The organism is Undibacter mobilis, assembly GCF_003367195.1.
GTDB lineage: Bacteria > Pseudomonadota > Alphaproteobacteria > Rhizobiales > Xanthobacteraceae > Pseudolabrys > Pseudolabrys mobilis.
This window is the reverse complement of record NZ_QRGO01000002.1, coordinates 403,513-426,542: the sequence shown is the minus strand read 5'-3', so window position 1 is coordinate 426,542 and position 23,030 is coordinate 403,513. Positions and strand designations below refer to the sequence as shown.

The 23,030-nt window shown below is 64.8% G+C and carries 15 protein-coding genes; 12 read left to right on the top strand and 3 right to left on the bottom strand.

From position 1 onward, the window contains the following. The first annotated feature begins 61 nt into the window (after nt 1-61). The 11 genes from DXH78_RS16165 to DXH78_RS16115 all read left to right on the top strand — a co-directional run bounded on the left by DXH78_RS16165 (nt 62) and on the right by DXH78_RS16115 (nt 15,153). Nucleotides 62-1,438: a sensor histidine kinase gene (locus tag DXH78_RS16165; protein WP_115518250.1), complete on the top strand. Its 1,377-nt coding sequence runs from the start codon at nt 62-64 to the stop codon at nt 1,436-1,438. Nucleotides 1,439-1,551: 113 nt separating this feature from the next. Further along, nucleotides 1,552-2,043 carry an RT0821/Lpp0805 family surface protein gene (locus tag DXH78_RS16160; protein ID WP_115518249.1) on the top strand — a complete coding sequence of 164 codons (492 nt, stop codon included), beginning with the start codon at nt 1,552-1,554 and terminating at the stop codon, nt 2,041-2,043. Nucleotides 2,044-2,178: 135 nt separating this feature from the next. Next, nucleotides 2,179-3,609 carry a hypothetical protein gene (locus DXH78_RS16155; RefSeq protein WP_115518248.1) on the top strand — a complete coding sequence of 477 codons (1,431 nt, stop codon included), beginning with the start codon at nt 2,179-2,181 and terminating at the stop codon, nt 3,607-3,609. 173 nt (nt 3,610-3,782) lie between these two features. Beyond that, entirely contained in the window at nt 3,783-4,922 is a 1,140-nt protein-coding gene (gene ccmI, locus DXH78_RS16150) for a c-type cytochrome biogenesis protein CcmI (protein ID WP_115518530.1), read from the top strand. Further along, entirely contained in the window at nt 4,919-5,422 is a 504-nt protein-coding gene (gene ccmE, locus DXH78_RS16145; RefSeq protein WP_115518247.1) for a cytochrome c maturation protein CcmE, read from the top strand. The genes ccmI and ccmE overlap by 4 nt, the downstream gene beginning before the upstream one ends. Further along, nucleotides 5,419-7,401 (top strand): heme lyase CcmF/NrfE family subunit, encoded by a 1,983-nt coding sequence (locus DXH78_RS16140; RefSeq protein WP_115518246.1) that lies wholly within the window; start codon nt 5,419-5,421, stop codon nt 7,399-7,401. Before ccmE ends, DXH78_RS16140 begins: the two co-directional genes overlap by 4 nt. A 4-nt stretch (nt 7,402-7,405) precedes the next feature. Then, nucleotides 7,406-7,879 (top strand): cytochrome c-type biogenesis protein, encoded by a 474-nt coding sequence (locus tag DXH78_RS16135; RefSeq protein WP_115518245.1) that lies wholly within the window; start codon nt 7,406-7,408, stop codon nt 7,877-7,879. Nucleotides 7,880-8,036: 157 nt separating this feature from the next. Beyond that, entirely contained in the window at nt 8,037-9,599 is a 1,563-nt protein-coding gene (locus tag DXH78_RS16130; RefSeq protein ID WP_115518244.1) for a Do family serine endopeptidase, read from the top strand. Nucleotides 9,600-9,993: 394 nt separating this feature from the next. Continuing rightward, the gene (locus tag DXH78_RS16125) at nt 9,994-10,674 is read left to right on the top strand and encodes a response regulator transcription factor (RefSeq protein WP_168192868.1); all 681 of its coding nucleotides are present in this window, start codon (nt 9,994-9,996) and stop codon (nt 10,672-10,674) included. Nucleotides 10,675-10,777: 103 nt separating this feature from the next. After that, nucleotides 10,778-12,202, top strand: coding sequence for a sensor histidine kinase (locus DXH78_RS16120; RefSeq protein ID WP_115518529.1), 1,425 nt, complete (start codon nt 10,778-10,780; stop codon nt 12,200-12,202). Further along, on the top strand, nt 12,199-15,153 hold the full coding sequence (locus DXH78_RS16115; protein WP_115518242.1) for a bifunctional [glutamine synthetase] adenylyltransferase/[glutamine synthetase]-adenylyl-L-tyrosine phosphorylase: 2,955 nt from the start codon (nt 12,199-12,201) through the stop codon (nt 15,151-15,153). The genes DXH78_RS16120 and DXH78_RS16115 overlap by 4 nt, the downstream gene beginning before the upstream one ends. Before the next feature lie 8 nt (nt 15,154-15,161). Here DXH78_RS16115 and DXH78_RS16110 read toward each other — a convergent pair whose 3' ends face one another. Together DXH78_RS16110 and pepN are read right to left on the bottom strand one after the other, a co-directional pair. After that, nucleotides 15,162-17,456 (bottom strand): sensor histidine kinase, encoded by a 2,295-nt coding sequence (locus DXH78_RS16110; protein ID WP_115518528.1) that lies wholly within the window; start codon nt 17,454-17,456, stop codon nt 15,162-15,164. A gap of 217 nt (nt 17,457-17,673) precedes the next feature. Continuing rightward, the gene (gene pepN / locus DXH78_RS16105) at nt 17,674-20,313 is read right to left on the bottom strand and encodes an aminopeptidase N (RefSeq protein ID WP_115518241.1); all 2,640 of its coding nucleotides are present in this window, start codon (nt 20,311-20,313) and stop codon (nt 17,674-17,676) included. A gap of 63 nt (nt 20,314-20,376) precedes the next feature. Between pepN and DXH78_RS16100 the strand changes: the two genes are divergently transcribed. After that, nucleotides 20,377-21,375 carry a zinc-dependent alcohol dehydrogenase family protein gene (locus DXH78_RS16100; protein WP_430727503.1) on the top strand — a complete coding sequence of 333 codons (999 nt, stop codon included), beginning with the start codon at nt 20,377-20,379 and terminating at the stop codon, nt 21,373-21,375. Nucleotides 21,376-21,378: 3 nt separating this feature from the next. Here the strand turns inward: DXH78_RS16100 and DXH78_RS16095 are convergent, their stop codons facing one another. Beyond that, the gene (locus tag DXH78_RS16095) at nt 21,379-22,749 is read right to left on the bottom strand and encodes a cation diffusion facilitator family transporter (protein WP_115518239.1); all 1,371 of its coding nucleotides are present in this window, start codon (nt 22,747-22,749) and stop codon (nt 21,379-21,381) included. Nucleotides 22,750-23,030 lie beyond the last annotated feature (281 nt).

Genomic DNA, 23,030 nt, shown 5'->3' with positions numbered 1-23,030 from the left:
GCATCATCCCGAAACACGGTAGCCGGTTTTCGGATCAGATCATGCGCCAAGGCGAATAGCCATGCGCTTCAACTCGCTCGCGCTGCGCCTGTTTTTGTCGGCGACCGTCTGGGCGGTGACGATCCTGCTGGTGACCGGCATCGTGCTGTCGTCGCTGTACCGGCAGACGGTCGAGCGCTCATTCGACCGGCGGCTGGGCGTTTACTTGCGCACGCTGGTGGCGGATGTCGCCTCGCCAGCCGACGACCGCTTTCCACAGGCCTTGGGTGAGCCGCTTTTTGAACTGCCCCTGTCCGGTTGGTACTGGCAGGTCACCAGGCTGGATTCCGGCAAACCGGATTTACGTGCGTCGCGATCGCTCTGGGATGGCGGGCTGCCGCATCTCGAAGCCAAAGGCGTCGCCGCCGCCCCCGACGGTTCGCGGCAGGGTTATGTCACCGGCCCCGAAGACCAGAGGCTGCGGCTGGTCGAGCGCAATATCGATCTCGGCGAAGAGGGCCAGTATCTCGTCGCGGTGGCGGGCGATGCCGCCGAGATTACCGATGATGTCCGCGCTTTCGATCGGGCGTTGCTGGCGACCTTCAGCATTCTTGCCGCGGTGCTGCTGCTGACCACGATGTTTCAAGTGCGTTTCGGTCTGGCGCCGCTCAAGCGCATTACCGACAGTCTTGCCGCGATCCGCTCCGGCAATGCCGAGCGTCTTGCCGGCGATTTTCCCGTCGAGATCGCGCCGCTGGCGCGCGAAACCAATGCGTTGATCGAGGCCAACAAAGGCATCGTCGAACGCGCGCGCACCCATGTCGGCAATCTGGCGCATGCATTGAAGACGCCGCTGTCGGTGATGGTCAACGAAGCAGCGGCGCGGCCGGGCGATCCGCTCGCAGATAAAGTGCAGGAGCAGGCCGCTATCATGCGCGATCAGGTCGCGCGTCATCTCGAGCGCGCGCGCATTGCCGCTCGTGTAACGGTGGTTGGTTCGGTGACGGAGGTGTTGCCTGTGGTCGAGGCGCTCGCGCGCACCATGGAGAAAATCCATCGCGGCCGCGGCATCGCCATTGAGGTCAGGACCGAGAATTCCGGCGCGCCGGACGCCATACGGTTTCGCGGTGAGCGCGCCGATCTTGAGGAGATGCTCGGCAACCTCATCGACAATGCCTGCAAATGGGCGGCGTCGCGTGTCGCCATCGAGGTTATGCGCGAAGGGGCGGGCGAGGCGCAGCGGGTGCGTGTCGTCGTCGATGACGACGGCCCGGGCCTGACGCCCGCTGAGCGCGAGCAGGTCGCGCGCCGGGGCCGCAGGCTCGACGAGAGCAAGCCGGGTTCGGGGCTCGGCCTGTCGATCGTTGTCGAACTGGCCGGGCTTTACGGCGGCGAACTCAAGCTCGGTTCGGCACCGATCGGGGGCCTCCGGGCGGAATTAACGCTGCCGGCGGGGTGATCGCGGCTGTGGGCGCCGGACTTTTGCCCCATTTGTTGCCTTTCGATACCGGTATAAGTTCCAGTCAGGCGGGATCGCCTGCCTTTCCTCTCCACTGCATTCCGGGGGTCCTGATGTCCGCAACCAAGCTTCTTGCCATCGCCGCTGTCGGCCTGTCGCTCGCCGCCTGCGCCGGCAACCCGGACGGTTCCGGACCCGGGCCGCGGGAGAACACCGGCACGCTACTCGGCGCCGGCACCGGTGCACTGCTCGGTGCCGCGGTAGCGGGCGGCGGCACGGGTGACCGTCTGGCCGGTGCGGCCATCGGCGGTCTTCTGGGCGGTCTGGTCGGCAACCGTATCGGCGCCTCGCTCGACGAGCAGGATCGCCAGCGGGCCTATGCGGCGCAGATGGATGCGCTGGAGCGCGGCCAGTCGGGCGCGCCGGTTGCCTGGCGCAACCCGGACTCGGGCCGCCACGGCACCGTGGTGCCGGGGCCGGGCTATAAGGATCGCGGCCGCGACTGCCGTTCCTACACCCACACGATCTATGTCACCGGGCAACCGGAAGTGGCCCGCGGCACCGCCTGCCGCAACCCGGACGGCACCTGGACGCCGCAGACCTGAGCCATTTCGCTGTATTCCCGCCTTTCGCGGCCTGTCGGGGCACAAAACCCCGGCCCGTCGCGACATGCTTAATCGGTTCTTAACGGCCCCCGCGCTATCAAAACTGCTTATCGACCATGGTGGGCAAAGCCGGCGATGGCGGGCGCCGACACGATTGAACGACTGCAGAACTATCTGCGAGCGCTGACGCCGCAGGCTCGCGCCTTGCTGCTCGGTGAGTTCGAGCGCAGTCTGCTGCGCGGCGAGGATCTCGGCGCCGCGGAAATCGTTCTACAGGAACTGCGCCGCATCGCCCGCGAGCAGCAGGCCGGGCCGCCGCGCATCGGCCACACCGCGCGGATGTTCTTCAAGCCGCTTGAACCCTTCCTCGTCGACGACCTCGGCCAGCACCGCCATCCCGGCCGCATCGCGCGCGCATCGCTCGAACCGTTGTGGACCTGGATCGGCCGCGATCTGTTGCCGCGCGACACCGCCGAGATGGACGATCTGGTCAACACCGCGCTGCAGGCCGGCGACGATGAGAAGGCGCAGTATCTCATCCGCACGCTGCAGGACCGCGTCGCCATGGCGTTGAGCGACAACATGCGTTCGGCCGCCATCGACGAGCAGGCGCGGCGGCGCATGCTCGGGCAGATCGGCACCCAGCGCGCTGAGGAAGACGCGCACACGCTGAAATGCGTGCTTAAGGCGCGCGACGGCCTCAACGCCATGCAGGCGCGGCTGCCGGTGCAGGTCGGCAATCTCTCCAGCAAGGCGTTGGATGAATACAAAGCCCTGATCGAAAAGACCGGCGCGCCGGGCACCGACATTTTCCTTTATTCGCTGCTCACCGTGCGCAGCCGATTGTCGGCGCCTTGGCAGCTCATCCGCTTCGGCGTCAAGGCCGCCGGCAGCGACACCGCCGCGCGCGTCGCCGAAACGCCATATGGCGTGTCGGTCAGCATCGTACTCTCCGAACTTGAGCGCCAGGTGCTGGAATTGCGCGACGATCTGCGCAGCGGTCGCGGCGTCGCCACGGGCGCGCTGCTCAAGACTATCCACGATTCCGCGCGCGGTCTGCGCACCGAACTCGATCTGCCGGTCGACTCGACCTGGGGCCGCACTTTGTCCGGGCTTCGCGGCCAGATCGGCGAGACCTTGCGTGCCGAGATCGAATCCATGCCGGGCCGCGTGCGCCGGCTGCTGCGCATCCGCTCCGCCGCCAACATCACGCCCAAATCCACGGTCGATGAGCAGGACGCGGCGGAAACCGAAGCTCTGGTATCGTTCGTCGGTACCTGCCGTCATTTCGCCGGCGAACTTGCCATCAACGAGATGACGCAGCGGGCTTACTCCGACCTGCAGCAGTTCCTCGACAACAACATGAACGGCCTGATCGACGCGTTGCGCCAGTCGGGGCCGTCGGAACGCCCGTTCCGCAAGTCACAAGTCGATGTCGCGGTACGGCTGTGCAGCCTGGTGTTCGGCAAGGACTATGCGGCGCAATTTGCCCGGGCGGCCGACGTGGCGGCGGTTACTGCCGAGGGTGGGGCCAAGGTTTCCGGCGCAAAGGCCGCCAGCGTTTGAGGGCCGGACTGCCTCACAGGCGCCGATTCAAGCCCCGAATCCAAGTTTTTTCGCCGCAGCCCCGTTTGATTTTGCTCATTGCAGCCATGATCGCGGCTGATGTATTGCCCTAGACTAATTCAAGTTGGGCCGACGGCGATGCCGTTTCCGCCCCTATGGACTCCATCGCCCCGATGAGCCTCTGGTTTGTGTTTGCGCTGATGACGGCCGCGGCGATCTTCGCCGTGCTGTGGCCGCTCGGGCGGCGAACGGCAACGCCGGGTGGCAGCGACCAGGCGGTCTATCGCGATCAGCTGGACGAGATCGCCCGCGACCGGGCTGAAGGCCGTATTGGCGAGGCGGAGGCGGACGCCGCCAGAACCGAAGTGTCGCGCCGGTTGATTGCCGCTGCGGACGCCGCCGAGAAGGAAAAGCCGGTGTCCGGTACCGCTGCGCCAGTGTGGCGGCGGCGTGCGGCGGCGCTCATTGGTCTGCTGCTGCTGCCGATCGGTGCCAGCGCGCTGTATCTCGTGCTCGGTTCGCCGCAACTTCCGGGGCAACCGCTTGCCGAGAGGCAGGCGGCCGCGCAGCAGGACAATTCGATTGAGACGCTGATTGCTCGCGTCGAGGCGCATCTCGAGAAAAATCCGAACGACGCCCGCGGTTACGAAGTCGTGGCGCCGGTCTATTTGCGCATGGGCCGTTTTGCCGATGCGGTGAACGCGCGGCGCAAGGCGATTGCGCTTTCCGGCGAGAGCGCGCAGCGTCAGGCCGATCTCGGCGAGGCTTTGGCCGCGCTCGGCAACGGCGTCGTCACCGCGGACGCCAAGGCGGCGTTCGAACGCGCGCTCGAACTCGACCGGAACGATCTCAAGGCACTGTATTTCATTGGGCTTGCCGCCGAGCAGGATGGCGACCGCAAGAAAGCGGCCGCGATCTGGATGTCGATGCTGAAGGACGCGCCGGCTGATGCGCCATGGGTTCCGATGGTGAGCGAGGCGTTGACCCGCGTTGGCGGCGTGCCGCCGAAGCCGACTGAGGCTACGCCCGCGCAGCCGGGTCCGAGCGCCGACGATGTTGCGGCGGCGAGCCAGATGAGCGAACAGGATCGCGGCAACATGATCCGCGGTATGGTGGCGCGGCTCGCCGACCGCCTCAAGCAAGACAGCAGCGACGTCGCCGGTTGGCAGCGCTTGATGCGGGCCTATATGGTGCTGGGCGATCGCGACAAGGCCAGGAGTGCGGCGGGCGATGCCCGCAAGGCGCTTGCCGCCGATCCCGACAAGCTGCGCCAGATCGACGAGACGATCAAAAGCATGGGACTTGAAGGATGACGCGCAAGCAGCGGCGCCTGACAATGATCGGTGGCGGCCTCGCGGTGCTCGGCGTTGCCGCAGCGCTGGTACTGTTCGCGCTCAAGGACTCGATCGTCTTCTTTAATTCGCCGTCCGATGTGGTCGAGAAGCAATTGCCCGTCGGCTCGCGCATCCGCGTTGGCGGGCTGGTCGAACCCGGCAGCCTCGAGAAGGGCGACAATCTGCAGGTCAAGTTCAAGGTGACCGACGGCGCACATCAGGTTGCCGTGCGCTACCAGGGCATTCTTCCCGATCTGTTTCGCGAAGGGCAGGGCGTCGTTACCGAGGGTCGGCTTGAGCCGGGTGGCTCGCTGGCGGCCGACTCCGTGCTGGCCAAGCATGATGAGAAGTACATGCCGCGTGAAGTGGTCGATGCGTTGAAGAAGACCGGCCGCTGGCAGGAAGGCGAGATGAGGACCGACGCGCATGTCGTCGGCAAGGATAGCGCCGGCAAAGACGCCGGGGAGAAGAAGCCATGACTCCGGAAGTCGGTCATTACGCGCTGGTGCTGGCGCTGGGGTTGGCCTTCATTCAGGCCATCGTGCCGCTCTACGGTGCTCACACGCGCGACGTCGCGCTGATGCGGCTTGGCTCGTCCACGGCGATCATGCAGTTCGTCTTCGTTGCGCTTTCATTCGCGGCGCTGACGAGGGCCTACGTCACGTCGGATTTCTCAGTCGTCAATGTGTTCGAGAACTCGCATTCGACGATGCCGCTGATCTACAAGTTCACCAGCGTGTGGGGCAACCACGAAGGCTCGATGCTGCTGTGGGTGCTGATCCTGGCGCTGTTCGGCGCTTCGGTCGCCGCTTTCGGCGCCAATCTGCCGGCGACGCTGAAAGCCAATGTGCTGGCGGTCCAGGCCTGGATCGCCTGTTCGTTCTATTTGTTCATTCTGCTGACCTCGAACCCGTTCCTGCGCCTGCCGCGCGCGCCGCTTGAAGGCCGCGATCTCAACCCGATCCTGCAGGACATCGGCCTCGCGGTGCATCCGCCGCTTCTGTATCTCGGCTATGTCGGTTTCTCGATCGCGTTCTCGTTCGCGATCGCGGCGCTGATCGAGGGCCGCATTGACGCCGCCTGGGCGCGCTGGGTGCGGCCGTGGACATTGGCGGCCTGGATGTTCCTCACCGTCGGCATTTCGATGGGCTCGTACTGGGCCTATTACGAACTCGGCTGGGGCGGCTTCTGGTTCTGGGACCCGGTGGAGAATGCGTCGCTGATGCCGTGGCTCGCCGGCACCGCGCTGCTGCATTCCGCCGTGGTGATGGAAAAGCGCAATGCGCTGAAAATCTGGACCATTCTGCTTGCCATTCTTGCCTTCTCGCTGTCGCTGATCGGCACCTTCCTGGTGCGTTCGGGCGTGCTGACTTCGGTGCATACTTTCGCCACCGATCCGACGCGCGGCGTGTTCATCCTCGGCATCCTCATTCTGTTCATCGGCGGGGCGCTCACCTTGTTCGCCTGGCGCGCGCCTCTGCTGCGGCAGGGCGGACTGTTCGCGCCGATTTCGCGCGAGGGCGCGCTGGTCTTCAATAATCTCTTCCTGACGATCGCCTGTCTCACCGTTTTCGTCGGCACGCTGTATCCGCTGGCGCTTGAATCGTTGACCGGCGAGAAGATTTCGGTTGGTGCGCCGTTCTTCAATCTCACCTTTGCGCCTTTGTTCATTCCGCTGATGATTGCCATGCCGTTCGGCACGTTGCTGGCGTGGAAGCGCGGCGATCTCTACGGCGTCGCGCAACGGCTGATGGCAGCGCTTGGCGTCGGTATCGTTGCCACCGCAGCGACCCTGGCGGCAACGGGCGGTCAACACGTGCTGGCGCCGTTCGGCATCGGTCTCGGATTCTTTGTGATCTTCGGCGCGCTGATCGATCTCGCCGAGCGCGTGGCGTTGTTCCGCCGGCCCCTCGCCACATCGCTATCACGCGCCACCGGCCTGCCACGATCGGTGTGGGGCACCGCGTTCGCTCATGCCGGTATTGGCGTGACGCTGATCGGCATTGTCTGTGCCTCGACCTGGGGCACGGAGCGCATCGTCGCTGTCAAGGAAGGTCAGACCGTAACGCTGTCGGGCTATGATCTCACATTCAATGGCATGGTGCAGCGACAGGGGCCGAACTTCCGCGAACTGGCGGGCCGCTTCACCGTGAGTGAGGGCGGCAGCGCTGTGGGGACTATGTCGCCGTCGAAGCGCACCTTTGCGTCGCGCAGCATGTCGACCACCGAAGCGGCCTTGCTGAGCCGGGGCTTTAGCCAGCTTTATCTTTCGCTCGGCGATGCCAATGCCGACGGCTCGCTGGCGATCCGCTTCTATTACAAGCCGCTGGTGCTGCTGATCTGGATCGGGACGCTGATCATGGCCTTTGGCGGGATCCTGTCGCTCTCTGACCGGCGGCTGCGCGTAGGCGCACCCAAGCCGGCGAAAGCCAAGCCCGCCTTGCAAGCGGCGGAGTAGGGCGATGCGGCGCTTCGTCATCGTTGCCATGCTCGCCGCGCTCCTGATGCCGCAGTTGGCCATTGCCGTGCAGCCCGACGAAATTCTGAAAGATCCGGCGCTGGAAGCGCGGGCGCGGGCGCTGTCGCAGGAACTGCGCTGCATGGTCTGCCAGAACCAATCGATCGACGATTCCGATGCGCCGCTGGCGCGTGACCTGCGCCTTCTGGTGCGTGAACGGCTCGAGAAAGGCGACAGCGACAAGCAGGTGCTTGATTTCCTGGTCGATCGCTATGGCAACTTCGTGCTGCTGAAGCCGCCGGTGGAGGCGCGGACGCTGCTGCTCTGGGCCGTGTCGCCATTGATGGTGATTGTGGGCCTTGTCGCGCTCATTGTCATGGCGCGCCGGCGCCGGACTGTAACGCTGGAAACAGGACGCCTGAGCGTCGAGGAGCAGCGCCGACTCGATGCCATTGTTAAGTCGGGCAACCCCGACTAACGGCACCATTTCCCCAAGCTATTGATTTTAAAGCGAAAAGATTTTTTCCACCTTACCGATTTTTAATCCCCCCGTCAGGACGCTGTAAGGCGGCGACCTCCATCTTCGCATCAACAACGGCGCGGTAGCGCCTCATGCGATCCGATGGAGATTTCAGATGTCCGTGAGCGTCAATCCCGCTCCCCAATCCCCCCATAATCCGCCCAAGAAACCGCGCGCGCTGACACTGCGGCGTACCGCCTTGCTGGCGACCACCATTGCCGGCCTGGGCGCCGCCGCTTTCGTTGCCGCGCCCGATTTCAATCTGTCGCTGCACTATCCGGCGGCGATGGCGCAGAACCTTACTGAGCAGGCGCGCAAGCTGCCGGCGCCGAACGGTTTTGCCGATATCGTCGAGCAGGTGAAGCCGGCGGTGATCTCGGTCCGCGTCAAGGTGGATGGCGGTCCGGCGACGACCGGCCTCGGCAATACCGACATGGAGAACGTGCCTCCCGGCCTGCGTGAGTTCTTCCGCCGCTTCGGCATGCCCGATGGCATGCCCGGCCAGGGCCCGCGCGGGGGCCGCGGTCACCAGACCATTACCGGCCAAGGCTCCGGCTTCTTCATCTCGGCCGATGGCTATGCCGTGACCAACAATCACGTCGTCGACAAGGCCGAAAGCGTCGAGGTCAAGACCGACGACGGCAAGACCTACAAGGCAAAGGTGATCGGGACTGATCCCCGGACCGATCTGGCGCTGATCAAAGTCGATGGCGCCTCGTTCCCGTTCGTGAAGCTCGCCGATAAGCCGCCGCGTATCGGCGACTGGGTGCTCGCGGTCGGCAACCCCTTTGGCCTCTCCAGTACCGTGACCGCCGGTATCGTCTCGGCGCGCGGCCGTGATATCGGCGCCAGCGCCTATGACGACTTCATCCAGATCGATGCGCCCGTGAACAAGGGCAATTCGGGCGGTCCGGCCTTCGACGTTGAAGGCAATGTGATCGGCGTCAATACGGCGATCTTCTCGCCGTCGGGCGGCTCGGTCGGCATCGCCTTCGCGATCCCGTCCGATACCGTCAAGACTGTGGTCGCGCAGCTCAAGGAGCATGGCTCGGTGACGCGCGGCTGGATCGGCGTGCAGATTCAGCCGGTGACGAAGGACATCGCCGACTCGCTCGGTCTGAAGAAGACGCAGGGCGCGCTGGTGGCCGAACCGCAGGCCAATGGCCCGGCGGCGAAGGCTGGCATCAAGGCTGGTGACATCATCACCGCTGTCAACGGCGAAGAGATCAAGGATGCGCGCGATCTTGCCAAGAAGATCGGATCGATGCAGCCGAAGCAGAACGTCAAGCTGACCATTGTCAGCGGCGGCTCGGAGAAGACGGTGTCGCTGTCGCTTGGCACGTTGCCGACCGACCAGCAGGCCAAGGCCGATGACAACGGTTCCGACGGCGCCGATGTCGGCAAGCTTGGGCTGACTCTCGCGCCGGCCGCCAAGGTCGCCGGCGCCGGCTCCGAAGGCGTCGTCGTCACCGACGTTGACGGTTCGGGCGCCGCTGCCGAGCGTGGCTTCGCCATCGGCGACGTGATCGTCGAGGTTGCTGGCAAGAAGGTCGAAACGCCGAACGACGTCCGTCAGGCAATCGCCGCGGTCAGGTCGGAAGGCAAGCGCACCGTGTTGATGCGCGTGAAGAAGGGCGACAACAGCCGCTTCGTCGCGCTGCCGGTCAGCAACGGTTGAACTGACAAGCTTGGGGATGTGCCGGCGGTTATCGTCGCCCCCACTGCCGGCACACCCTCAACGGGACGGGCTTCAAAGCCCGTCCCGCCTCCCTTCGCCGAAAAGACCGTACGCGGAATTTCGGCAAACGTGCTTCATCCCGGCAACCGTCGCCCCCGCTGGGATGGGGTCGTTGAGGGGGTGGCGGGCCAGCCCCGTCACCCCCTCGCGTACGACCCGATATTCGGGGCATGGCCCGGCCAAGGGGCCGACATGGAGGCTGACAGCGGCGCAATCAGGCATAGAAGACCGCCGAATCGCCTGGAAGTGATGGTATCCGATGGCTAATTATGACTTCAGCTATAGTCAGCGCCCGCTCGGCCAAAAAGCCGAGGCGCAGCCGGACCGGGTGACCATGCGCCTTCTGATTATCGAGGACGATCGCGACGCCGCCGACTATCTGGTCAAGGCGTTCCGCGAGGTCGGCCACGTTGCCGACGCCGCTCATGACGGCGAGGACGGCTTCGCCATGGCGCTTGACGGCCAGTATGATGTGCTCATCGTCGATCGGATGCTGCCCAAGCGCGACGGCCTTTCGGTCATCGGTGAACTTCGCAAGAAGCGTATTGAGACCCCGGCCTTGATCCTCTCCGCGCTCGGTCAGGTCGATGATCGCGTCAAGGGTCTGCGCGCCGGCGGCGACGACTACCTGCCGAAGCCTTATTCCTTTTCCGAACTGCTGGCCCGCGTCGAGGTGCTGTCGCGCCGTCGCGGCTCGCGCGCCGAGGAAACCGAACTGCGCGTCGGCGATCTGTATCTCGACCGGCTGTCGCACTCGGTGCGGCGCGGACCTGAGGAGATCGTGCTGCAGCCCCGTGAATTCCGCCTGCTCGAATATCTCATGCGCCATGCCGGGCAGGTGGTGACCCGCACCATGCTGCTGGAGAATGTGTGGGATTATCATTTCGATCCGCAGACCAACGTCATCGATGTGCATATTTCGCGCCTGCGCGCCAAGATCGACAAGGGCTTCGCCCAGCCGTTGCTGCACACCGTGCGCGGCGCCGGCTATATGATCCGCGACGGCGCGCGGTAGACGTTTTACCTCGCCTGGAAACCCGCTAGGGCCCGGCCACCGGCTCGTTTAAAGTTCCCCCATGGCCCAGGATTCTCAGGCGCAGGAGAAGAAGACGCGGACCTTGTCCGCGCTCGGCAAACTTCTTCGCACCACCACATTCAAGCTGACGCTGGTGTATCTCACCGTGTTCGCGCTGTTCGCGGTGGCGCTGCTCGGCTATTTCGCCTTCAACACTCGGCGCCTGATCACCGAGCAGATCACCGACACAGTGAATGCAGAGATCACCGGCCTGTCCGAGCAATACCGGCTCGGCGGCATCAGGCGGCTGGTCCTCACGGTCGATGCGCGGGCGCGCCGGCCGGGCTCCAGCCTTTATCTGGTGACGACTTTCAATGGCGACACCTTGGCCGGCAATGTCACCGATCTGCCGTCGGGCGTGCTCGATCAGGACGGCTGGATCGAGACGCCGTATCGCCGCCTGGACGAAACCGAGGGCGCCAATCATCCGGAGCACCACTCGCTGGTGCGGGTGTTTCAACTACCCGGCGGTTTCCGCTTGCTGGTGGGGCGTGATCTCGAGGAACGCGAGCGGCTCTACGGCATCGTCGCGTCGGCTGGACGCTGGTCGATTGCACTGGTGATTGTGCTCGGCCTCGGCGGTGGGCTGTTCGTCACACGTCGCGTGCTGCGCCGTGTCGACGCCATGACCGCGACCAGCCGCTCGATCATGGCCGGCGATCTTGGCGAGCGGCTGCCGATCGAGGGCACCGGCGACGAACTCGATCGTTTGGCCGAAAACCTCAACCTGATGCTGGAGCGCATCGAGGCGCTGATGGGCGGCCTCAAGGAAGTCTCCGACAACATTGCCCACGACCTCAAAACGCCGCTGACGCGGCTGCGCAATCGCTGCGAGGAAGCGCTCCGCACGGCAGGCAGCGAGGCTGAATACCGCGCCGCGCTCGAAGGCACGATCGAGGAGTCTGACGGGCTGATTCGCACCTTCAACGCGCTGCTGCTGATCGCACGCGCGGAATCCGGGCAGTCGCGCGAAGACATGACCGAATTCGATGCCGCCGAAGTGGCGCGCGACATCGGCGAACTGTACGAGCCGCTGGCCGAGGAGAAGGGGATTGCGCTCAAGGTCGATGCCGAGGCGCCTGCGACGCTCAAGGGCAATCGCGACCTGGTGAGCCAGGCCTTGGCCAATCTGGTGGACAACGCCATCAAGTACAGCGTCGCGGCCGGTCGGTCGGCGGATGCGCCGCCGGCGGAAATTAAGGTCGGCGCGGTGATCGATGGCGACCGCGTTCTCCTGACCGTGGCCGACAACGGCCCAGGTATTCCGGAGGCCGACCGTTCGCGGGCGTTGGAACGCTTCGTTCGGTTGGAGCAAAGCCGTTCGCTGCCGGGATCGGGTCTGGGCCTGAGCCTTGTCGCGGCGGTTGCGCGGTTGCATGACGGTGAGCTCACCCTTGCCGACAACGCGCCGGGGCTCAAGAGCATCATTGCCTTGCCGCGTACCGGCCCGGTACAGATGGCGGGATGAATGCGCCGAATCAGCATGCCGGGCTGACGCTGGCTGAATGTATCGTTTCCGCTCCCGTCCTCGTCGAGGCAGCGGCGGCGCGCGCCCGTGTGGATGAATGGCTGTCGTCGCTTGCCGCCGTGGACGCGCAAGCCATACGCGCCGTATTTGCCGCGCATCGGCTGGTCGGGACCCTGATCGAAAGCCTGGCCGAAAGCTCGCCTTTCCTTTGGGACCTCATCACTAGTGATGCAGCGCGCTTGCTCGCGCTGTTGCAGGCCGAGCCGGAAGGTCATCTTGCCGCGCTGCTCGAACGTTGCGGCCAGGAAGCGGCGCAAACCGACGACCTTGCCACCGCGATGCGTTCGCTACGCAAGATGAAGGCCGAAGCGGCACTGCTGATTGCGCTTGCCGATATTGGCGGTGTCTGGCCGATCATGCAGGCAACCCGCGCGTTGACGCAACTCGCCGATACCGCGGTCGACGCCGCAGTGCGCTTTGCGCTGGCGGAAGCGGCGCGCGCCGGCAAGCTGGAGCCCAAAGACGCAAACCGCCCGCACGTGGGCAGCGGCTACATCGTGCTCGCCATGGGCAAGATGGGCGCTTTCGAACTCAATTATTCGAGTGATATCGACCTGATCGTCTTCTTCGATCCCGATATCGCCCCGCTTGCCGACGGCATCGAGGCGGCTCCGACCTTCGTGCGCATTACCCAGCGTGTCGTGAAGCTGCTGCAGGAGCACACCGGCGACGGCTATGTGTTCCGTACCGATTTGCGGCTTCGACCTGACCCCGGCTCGACCGGCATCGCCATCTCGACGCCGGCGGCGCTCGCCTATTACGAGGGCATGGGCCAGAACTGGGAGAGGGCGATGCTCATCAAGGGCCGCCCCTGCGCCGGCGACATCGCCGCGGGCGAGGCGATCCTCAACGAGCTGTCGCCCTTCGTCTGGCGCAAATATCTGGATTTCGTCGCAGTCGGCGACGTCCACGCGATGAAGCGGCAGATCAACGCCTATCGCGGCCATGGCGAGATTGCGGTCGAAGGTCACAATATCAAGCTCGGCCGCGGCGGTATCCGTGAGATCGAGTTCTTCGCGCAGACGCAGCAGTTGATTGCCGGCGGTCGCAATTTGCATCTGCGCGACCGCGATACGCTGACCACGCTCGACAAATTGTGCGACGACGGCTGGATCGGTAGCGATGCGCGCGGCGAGATGAAGGCGGCGTACCTTTTTCTCCGCTCGGTCGAGCATCGTCTGCAGATGATCAACGACGAGCAGACCCAGGAATTGCCCGAGAGCCGGGAGGCGATGGAACGCTTCGCCCGTTTCCTCGGCTTCGAAAGCCGGGATGCTTTTGCCGCAGTTCTGGTCGGCTATCTGCGGATGGTGCAGCGCCACTATGCGCGGCTGTTCCAGAAGGAGCCGGAAAGCGATGCGCCGGCTCTCAACTTTCCGGATGCGGCCGACGATCCGAAGACGCTGGCGCGCCTTGGCGAGATGGGCTTTCGTGCTCCGCTGGAGGCCTCGCACATCGTGCGTCAGTGGCTCAGGGGCGAGCACCGTTCGCTGAACGGCGAGGCGGCGCGCAACCATCTGGTCGCACTGCTGCCGGTGCTTCTGGAACAGCTTGGCCGCACTGATAATCCGAACGCCACCTTGTTGCTGTTCGACCATTTCCTCGGCAACCTGCATGGCGCTTCGCGCCTGTTGTCGCTGTTGCAGCAGAAGCCGGATCTGATCGCGCTCACCGCGTTGGTGCTCGGAGCGGCGCCGCGGCTCGGCGAAACGCTGGCGCGGCATCCGCAGGTGATGGACGCGCTGGTCGATCCCAGCTTTTTCGGCGTCCTGCCGGACGACGAGGAATTGCAGCGCCGGCTCGACGCCGCGCTGGCGCAGGCCCGCTACGATGAGGACCTGCTCGAGCGTATCCGCATGTTCGGGCTTGAATACCTGTTCCTGATCGGTGTGCGAATTCTCACCGGCACGTTGACAGCGCGCGCGGCGGGAGAGGCCTATGCCCGGCTCGCCGACGCCATCCTGCGCGCCGTCCACCGCGCGGTGGCTGAGAATTTCGCGTCGGTTTACGGCCATGTGAGGGATGAGCAGACAGCAGTGGTGGCCATGGGCAAGCTCGGCGGCCGCGAAATGACCGCAGCGTCCGATCTCGATCTGATCATGATCTACGATTTCGACGGCGAGACGCCGGAATCCGACGGCCGTCGTTCGCTTTATGGCGGGCAATATTTTGCGCGCCTCACGCAACGCTTGATCAATACGCTGACAGCGCAGACCAATTACGGCGCGCTGTATCAGGTCGATATGCGGCTGCGGCCTTCGGGGCAGGCCGGCCCGCTGGCGACCCAGATCGGCAGCTTCATCCATTATCAAGAGAACGAGGCCTGGACCTGGGAGCATATGGCGCTGACGCGGGCGCGGGTGATCTCGGGCTCGTCGGAATTCGCCGAACGGGTCGGCGCCGTCTTCAAGGACATTTTGTGCCGGCCGCGCGATGCGGCGCTGACCGCCGGCGACGTCGCCGAAATGCGGGGTGCGATCGCCACCGAAAAGGGCGATGGCAATTCATGGGACCTTAAATATGCCAAAGGCGGCCTGGTCGATCTTGAATTCATCGCGCAGTATCTGCAGCTCGTACATGCTCATGACGAGCCCTCGATCCTCGATACGTCAACAGCGCGGGTGCTCGATCTTGCGCGCCAGTTGCGCCTGATTTCCGTGGAAGACGCCGAGGTGCTGCGGCCGGCAGCCCAGCTCTATCACGACCTGACGCAGATCCTGCGCCTGTGCCTGTCCGGGCCGTTCGATCCGAAGACCGCGGGGCCGGGATTGTTGCGTCTGTTGACGCGCGCGGCCGACGTGCCGGACTTCGCGACGCTCAACGCAACCTTGCTCGAGACGCAGGCCAAAGTGCGTGCCAGTTTCGTACGGATTTTGGGGCGGGAGCCTTAGGGGCAGCCTCAGGCCGCTTCTTCCTTCGGCAGCGGGCATTGCGGCGACAAGGGCAGGCGTACGGTGACGATCGTTCCTGTGCCGAGCGCCGAGCGGATGCGCATCGAGCCGCCGTGCAACTCCACCAGTGACTTGGCAATGGCGAGACCAAGGCCGGAGCCCTGATGCGTCTTGGTGATGTGGCTTTCGACCTGCTCGAACGGGCGGCCGAGGCGGGTCAGCGCGTCGGCAGCGATGCCGATGCCGCTGTCGGCGATGCTCAGCACAACGCATTGGTCGGTCGCGCGGCCGCGCACGGTGATCTCGCCGCCGGCCGGTGTGAACTTGACCGCGTTCGATAGAAGATTGAGCGCGATCTGCTTGAGGGCACGGCGGTCGGCGCGCAGATACAGATCGGGCGCGATGCGAGCGCCGAGCGTGACGTTCTTTTCCTCGGCGCGCGCCGATACGACACGCATGGATTCGGCGAGCAGGGCGTCGAGCGACAGGTCCTCGAAGTCGAGCCGCATGCGGCCGGCTTCGATCTTGGACATATCGAGGATGTCGTTGATGACATCGAGCAGGTATTTGCCGCTGGAGTGAATGTCCGTGCAGTACTCCTGGTACTTCTCGGCGCCGAGCGGGCCGAACATGCCGGACTGCATGATCTCGGAAAAGCCGATAATGGCATTGAGCGGTGTGCGCAGCTCGTGGCTCATATTGGCAAGGAATTTCGACTTGGCCTGATTGGCTTCCTCGGCCCGGGTCTTTTCGACGGCGTATTTGCCGGCCATGTCTTCGGCGCGCTGCTGCGACGCCCGCTGGTCGGCGATGGTCGCCATCAGGCGTTTTTCGCTGTCGACCAGCTTCTCTTCATGCGCCTTGATGGTGGTGATGTCGGTGCCGACCGAAACGTAGCCACCATCCTTGGTGCGGCGTTCGCTGATATGCAGCCAGCGGCCGTCCTCGAGCTGGGCTTCGAAATTGCGGGCGCCGGGCTTGGTCGGGCCGTTCGACGTGACGGTGTGCCGGACGATCGGCTCGCGCCCCTGCGCGACGACGGATTCATATGACGCGCCGGAGACGATGGCTTCGTCGGGAAGGCCGTGCAGTTCCTGGAAATTCGAATTGCACAGCACCAGCCGGTTGTCGGCGTCCCACAGCACGAAGGCCTCGGGGATCGTTTCGATGGCGTCGCGCAGGCGCAGGTCGGCGGCGACGGTCTTTTCGACCAGGTTCTTCTGCTCGGTGACGTCGACGGCGATGCCGATCAGATGCAGGGCGGAATCGCCGGGCTGGCGGGCGAGCTCGCAGCGTGCGCGCAGCCAAATCCAGTGGCCGTCGGCATGACGCATGCGAAAAGCCTGGTCGATGGTCGCCGTCTTGGCTTCGGCGAGGTCGCGGGCGAGGTCGTAGAGTTGCACATCGTCGGGATGGACCAGCGCGCTGACATCGCCGAAGGAGAGGAGGTCGTCCTTGGCTTCAAGACCGAGAATGTCGAACATCGACTGCGACCAGAAGATGCGGCCGCGGGCGAGGTCCCAGTCCCACAGGCCGCAGCGGCCGCGGTTCAGCGCGGTGTCGATGCGGGTGCGGACCGTCTCATAGATTGTGTCGGCTTCGCGGGCGCGCGTCGCTTGCCAGTGGAAGGCAAAACCGAGGATTAGGACGACGAAGCCGGTGGTCGCCGACAACGTGACAGTGAGCGTGGTGATGGAGCGCGCCGGGGCGGCGGCGGCATCGCGGGCCTGGACTACGGCGAGCTGGCCGAACGGCTCCTTCAGCGTGCGCACGGTTGCCAGCAGATTCTGGCCGGCGGGCGTTACGACGCCGAGCACGCCAGCATCGGCGCCGAAGGTGGTTAGGGGCTGTGTGGGCCCGAGGAGGTCGATGAGACGGCGACCGACGGTGGCCGTGGTGGAGGGGATCGCGGCGGTGACGACGCCATTCCGGTCGGTAATGAGGAAGGTCCGGCCATTGCCGCTGGCCCAGTCGGGCAGGGACTCGCCGAGGATTTGCTGCGGGCGCTCGACGGAGTCGCGCGCGTTCTTCAAGGGACGCTGCAGACGTTCGGCGACGACATCGGCGGCGGCATCGAGCGAGAGCGCCATGATGTCGAGGGTCTGCCGGCGCTGGTCAAGAACCTGCACCACCCCACCGACGCAAATCGTCACGAGAAACGCGATGATGAGCACCGGCACTGCGCGACGCAGCAAGGGCTCCGCAGTGAGAAGGCGACGATACGCCGGCTTGGCGATCGATTGCGCGAGGCCCTTGATGGAATCGCTCTGTGCGGACGCACCCGCCACTTGGGCGCGCGCCATGGAGGCCTCCATTTTAAATTTTCCCCTGCCACCCCGGATTCGGACGCCGCACACCGCACCGAATCGACAAGGGCATTGGAATCGATGCGCACCGATTTGTCGAGAGTCCGAAGAGTCAATTCTTTAAAATTCGTTACCCACGGAAAAAGGAGTCCGATCAAGCCACTAACAGTGAGTGTACCGGTGCGCCCGAAGACTGCCGCTTCGGCAAACGGACTCAGGCCAGCGCGCGTTCGACAATGTCGGCGAGGTCACGCGACAGGCCGCCGTGCGAACGGATGCGACGCAGGTGGGCTTCGGCGAGCGTGCGCCGTCCGGTCTCGAAGGTCCGCCAGGTGCGGAACGCAGTGGCGAGGCGCGCCGCAAGCTGCGGGTTCTTGGGGTCGATCTCAAGGATCGCGTCGGCGACGAAGGCATAGCCGGCGCCGTCGGCGCGGTTGAACTGCGTCAGGTTGCCATGGGCGAAAGCGCCGATCAGCGCCCGTACGCGGTTCGGATTACCCATCGAGAAGGCCGGATGCGAGGTGAGGGCGCGCACCTTGTCCAGAGTCGATTTGTGAGGGCTGGACGCCTGCAGCGAAAACCACTTGTCGATGACCAGCGCGTTTTCGGCATAGCGGCTGTAGAAGTCGTCGAGCGCCTCGGCGCGGCCCGGTGCGTCGTGCTGCACCAGGGTCGACAGCGCCGCCATGCGATCGGTCATGTTGTCGGCCGCGGCATATTGCTCGCTGGCGCGTGTGAAGGCTGGCGAGGCTCCGGTCGCGGCCATCAGATCGAGCGCGACATTGCGCAGCGCGCGGCGTCCGGCGGAGGCGGCGTCCGGCGAATAGGGCTCGGACGAAGTGAGCCGTTCATAGGCATGAGACAGTTCGGCGCCGAGGCGGATGCCGATATCCTCGCGCAGCGCCTGACGGGCGCGCTGGATTTTGTCGGGGTCGATGTCGCGGCCGATCTCGCGCGCGATATCGCCTTCGCCGGGCGGCATCAGGCAAAGCGCGATGAAGGCTGGTTCAAGGCCGGCATCGTCGAGAATCGCGGCCAGTGCCGCGATCAGATGATCGTCGGCGCGCGGCACGCCCCCGACGCGCAGGCGGCTCACATTGTCGATCAGGAGCCGCAGTGCGGTGGTCTGCAGCGCTTGCCAGCGGTTGAACGGATCGCTGTCATGGCGTGCCAGCAGTGCGAAATCCGCGCCGGTGAGGTCGGTCACGAGCTTGATGGGCGCTGAGAAGCCGCGGTTGATCGACAGCACCGGCCGTTCGGCCATGCCGTCGAAGGCGACGGTCAGTTCCGGTTTGTCCAGGATCAGCACGTCGCGGACGATCGAGCCGTCCTGCGCGTTGATGATCGGCAGATCCTTGCCGTTCTTGTCGAGGAGGCCCATCCGCAGCGGGATCAGCATGGCCTCCTTGTCGGGCTGGCCCGGTGTCGGCGCCAGGGTTTGTTTGAGGCTGATGGTGTAGGTGCGCTTTTCCTCGTCGTAACGCGTTTTCACCGTCACTTCCGGTGTGCCGGCCTGCGCGTACCAACGCATGAACTGCGTCATGTCGCGGCCGCTTACCTCAGCGAAACACTGCACGAACTGTTCGACGGTGGCGGCTTCCCCGTCATGTCGCTCAAAATAGAGATCCATGCCGGCGCGGAACTGGTCGTGGCCGATCAGGGTTCCGATCATGCGCACGACCTCCGAGCCCTTCTCGTAGACCGTGGCGGTGTAGAAGTTGTTGATCTCTTTGTAGGCCGCCGGCCGCACCGGATGGGCGAGCGGTCCCGAATCCTCGACGAACTGCGCGGCGCGCAAATTGCGCACATCGGCGATACGCTTCACCGGGCGCGAACGCATGTCGCTGGTGAATTCCTGATCGCGGTAGACGGTCAGGCCCTCTTTGAGACAAAGCTGGAACCAGTCGCGGCAGGTGATGCGGTTGCCGGTCCAGTTGTGGAAGTACTCGTGAGCGATCACGCTCTCGATGCCGGCGAAGTCGGCATCGGTGGCGGTGTCGCCCGAGGCCAGCACGTATTTATCGTTGAAGACGTTGAGGCCCTTGTTCTCCATCGCGCCCATGTTGAAGTCGGACACGGCGACGATCATGAATATGTCGAGGTCGTATTCGCGGCCGAAGGCTTCTTCGTCCCAGCGCATCGAACGCTTGAGCGCATCCATAGCGTAGCCGGCGCGGCCTTCCTTGCCGTGCTCGACATAGATGCGGAGCGTGACCTCGCGGCTGGACATTGTGGTGAAAGTGTCCTCGACGCACGCAAGGTCGCCTCCAACCAACGCGAACAGGTAGGACGGCTTCTTGTGCGGATCGTGCCAGACCGCGAAATGCCGGTCGCCATCGAGGTCGCCGCTCTCGACAAGATTGCCATTGGCGAGCAGCACCGGCGCTTCGCTCTTATCGGCTTCGATGCGGGTGGTGTAGATCGCCATCACGTCGGGCCGGTCGGGGAAATAAGTGATGCGGCGAAAGCCTTCGGCTTCGCATTGCGTACACCAGGTGCCGCTGGAGCGATAAAGCCCCGATAGCTGGGTATTGGCGGTCGGATCGACCAGGGTCTCGATCTCGAGCGTAAAGGGCCCGTGCGGTGGCTGCGCGATGGTGAGTTTATCCGGCGTGGCGACGTAGCTGTCGGGCGCGAGCGGCACGCCGTCGCGCTTGAGCGAGATCAGCGCCAGGCCGTCACCCTCGAGCACCAGCGCGGCGGGTGAGGCCGTCGGGTTCGGCCTCAGGGCCAGTACGGCCCGGACCCGGGTTGCCGTCGGGTGCAGGTTGACGTCGAGATGGACGGTATCAACCAGCCAGTCCGGGGCCTGGTAGTCGGAAAGGCGGATAACGGGAGCGGTGTCGGTGCGCATCCTTGTGATCTAGGATGTTCCGGCGCGAATGGGAAGAAGCCGGAGCGTCACACAATGACGATGTTGCGGGCCATGGTTCTTGAGCAGCCGGGAAAGCCGCTGGCGATGCACGAGAGCCCACTGCCGGTTCCGGGCGAGGGCGAATTGCTGATCGAGATCAGGGCCTGCGGCGTCTGCCGCACCGATCTGCATGTCGTTGACGGAGAACTGCCGCACACCAAGCTGCCGATCGTGCCGGGCCACGAGATTGTCGGTCGGGTCGCCGTCTTTGGGCAGGGTGTGAGCGGCTTTTCCATCGGCGAACGGGTCGGGGTGCCGTGGCTGGGCGCAACCTGCGGCCATTGTTCTTATTGCCGCGGCGGGCGGGAGAACCTGTGCGACACGCCGCTGTTCACCGGCTACACGCGCGACGGCGGGTTTGCCAGCCACATCATCGCCGATGCGCGCTATTGCTTCGCGCTGGGTGAAGCCGGCGACGACGCCGAGATCGCGCCATGGCTATGCGCGGGGCTGATCGGTTGGCGCAGCTATCGCATGGCGACCGACGGTGCGCTACGTGGCGATTTTGCGCTGGGTCTGTATGGCTTCGGCGCTGCCGCGCACATCCTGGCACAAGTGGCGATTTGGCAGGGCCGGCGCGTCTACGCCTTTACGCGGGCTGGCGACGGTGCGGCGCAAGATTTTGCCCGCTCGCTCGGCGCCGTCTGGACCGGCGCCTCGGAAGAGATGCCGCCGGAACCGCTCGATGCCGCCATCATTTTCGCGCCGGTGGGGGCGCTCGTGCCGCTGGCGCTCAAAGCCGTCAAGAAAGGTGGCCGCGTGGTTTGTGGCGGCATCCACATGTCCGATATCCCGGGCTTTCCCTATGCGCTGCTGTGGGAAGAGCGCAAGGTGATGTCGGTCGCCAACCTGACGCGCGACGACGCCCGCGAATTCATCGACATTGCGCCGAAGGCCGGCGTGCATTGCACGGTGACGCGCTATCCACTCGAGAGAGCCAACGAGGCGCTGGCCGATTTGCGCGACGGACGCCTGCAGGGGGCGGCCGTGCTCATTCCCTGACGTCTAGCGCATCGGCTCGGCGTGGCCGATGACGCGCTTGATCAGGGACGAGTGCACTTTCAAGGCGCGTTCCAGGGCATCCACCTTGTCGTGAACAGCCAGGACGGTCATGTCGGGATCGACATGGCAATGGAAGTTGACGATCTCGCCATCGTTGGTCTCGCGCACGCGAACCGCGTGAATATTGCGCAGCGCTTTGTCGGCGGCCGCCAGTTCCTTGAGCGCGGCTTCAACGACAGTCACCCGCTCGGGCGGGGCTTCGCGGCCCGAAGCATCGCCCGGCTGCAACGGCTCGATATGGGTATCGACTTCCACATTCGTGCCCAAGTCGCCGGCGATGGCGTCTTCCAATCCATCGGCGATGTCATGGGCCTCCGCCAGCGTGAGTTTGCCGTCGACTTCGAGGTCGAGCGCCACGGCAAGCTTGTCCTGCAGCGAATGCACGGTGACATGATGCACCGCGAGCGCACGGTTGCGAGCGATCACCATGACGCGATCGACGATGGTTTCGTCATCGATGGCGACCGGGTCGGTGGTGACGCTGGCTTCGGTGCGCGGCATGTTGGCCGCCAGTGCAGCGGCGATCGCGGCCTTGATCTCGGCTACGCGCTCGAGGGGCAGCGCGCGGTTCACTGCCACGGTGACGTCAACGAAGGTCTTGTCGCCGGCGTCGCGCGCACGGACCTGTTCGACGGCAACCACACCGGGCACCGTGCTGACGATGTGTGTGATGGTCTCTGCCGCGCCCTTGGGCGCGGTGTCGGTTAACGTTTCGATGGTCCGGCGGCCGAGCCGCCAGCCGGCGATGCAAACCAGCGCCGCAACGACCAGCGCGGATACCGAATCGGCCCAGCCGAAGCCGTACCAGACGCCAACGAGACCGATCAGGACCGCACCGGACGACCACATATCGGATGAGAAGTGCAGGGCGTCGGCTTCCAGTGCCTGGCTCTGCGTTTTCTTTGCCGTGCGCGTTAGCGCACGGGCGCGGTAATAATCGACGACGATGGAGGCGATGATAACGCCGAAGGCCCAATAGTTGGCGACGACGTTGTGAGGCTCGCGGTTGAGGAGGCGCATCACGGCCTCCCAGATCACGACGCCAGACAGCAAAAAGAGCAGGGCGGTTTCGCCGAGCGCCGAAACGCTTTCGACCTTGCCGTGACCGTAGTGGTGTTCCTCGTCGGCCGGTTTGCCGGAAACGCGCACCGCCACATAAGTCATGATCGCGGCGCCGCAGTCGATCAGCGAATGCCCGGCTTCCGACAGAATCGCCAGCGAGCCGGTCGAGAAGCCGACAATAGCCTTGGCGATCGTCAGGCCGGCCGACGCCGCGATCGAAGTCAGGGCGACATATTCTTTTTCGCGTTGCATAGGTTCTCGCGCGTCACGGCACGGCGGAACCGGTCTGCCCGCCGGGAGCGCTCGTCTAGCTCAACAAGCCTGCGATTTCGACTGCGATGTTTGCACCTGCCAATGAGTTGCAGGAAAAGAAGCGTGCCGACGGCGGAGTGGTCGCGAGCCGCCTCGCGCTCCAGTCGCGTCTGCGGCAGAAAAATCCGTTGTGACGGCGATAACGATTTCAGCAAGAAGAATGCGACCGATATGTCGGCAATGCTGATCTATTGACCGAAGGTGCGTGACGGCGATCACGG

What these genes read in the sequence shown, in the direction of transcription:
- DXH78_RS16110 (WP_115518528.1), bottom strand. Translation starts at nt 17,456, where the DNA reads ATGGCGCGCGCCCAAGTGGCGGGTGCGTCCGCACAGAGCGATTCCATC.
- DXH78_RS16130 (WP_115518244.1), top strand. Translation starts at nt 8,037, where the DNA reads ATGTCCGTGAGCGTCAATCCCGCTCCCCAATCCCCCCATAATCCGCCC.
- DXH78_RS16125 (WP_168192868.1), top strand. Translation starts at nt 9,994, where the DNA reads ATGCGCCTTCTGATTATCGAGGACGATCGCGACGCCGCCGACTATCTG.
- ccmI (WP_115518530.1), top strand. Translation starts at nt 3,783, where the DNA reads ATGAGCCTCTGGTTTGTGTTTGCGCTGATGACGGCCGCGGCGATCTTC.
- ccmE (WP_115518247.1), top strand. Translation starts at nt 4,919, where the DNA reads ATGACGCGCAAGCAGCGGCGCCTGACAATGATCGGTGGCGGCCTCGCG.
- DXH78_RS16155 (WP_115518248.1), top strand. Translation starts at nt 2,179, where the DNA reads ATGGCGGGCGCCGACACGATTGAACGACTGCAGAACTATCTGCGAGCG.
- DXH78_RS16115 (WP_115518242.1), top strand. Translation starts at nt 12,199, where the DNA reads ATGAATGCGCCGAATCAGCATGCCGGGCTGACGCTGGCTGAATGTATC.
- pepN (WP_115518241.1), bottom strand. Translation starts at nt 20,313, where the DNA reads ATGCGCACCGACACCGCTCCCGTTATCCGCCTTTCCGACTACCAGGCC.
- DXH78_RS16095 (WP_115518239.1), bottom strand. Translation starts at nt 22,749, where the DNA reads ATGCAACGCGAAAAAGAATATGTCGCCCTGACTTCGATCGCGGCGTCG.
- DXH78_RS16160 (WP_115518249.1), top strand. Translation starts at nt 1,552, where the DNA reads ATGTCCGCAACCAAGCTTCTTGCCATCGCCGCTGTCGGCCTGTCGCTC.
- DXH78_RS16165 (WP_115518250.1), top strand. Translation starts at nt 62, where the DNA reads ATGCGCTTCAACTCGCTCGCGCTGCGCCTGTTTTTGTCGGCGACCGTC.
- DXH78_RS16135 (WP_115518245.1), top strand. Translation starts at nt 7,406, where the DNA reads ATGCGGCGCTTCGTCATCGTTGCCATGCTCGCCGCGCTCCTGATGCCG.
- DXH78_RS16140 (WP_115518246.1), top strand. Translation starts at nt 5,419, where the DNA reads ATGACTCCGGAAGTCGGTCATTACGCGCTGGTGCTGGCGCTGGGGTTG.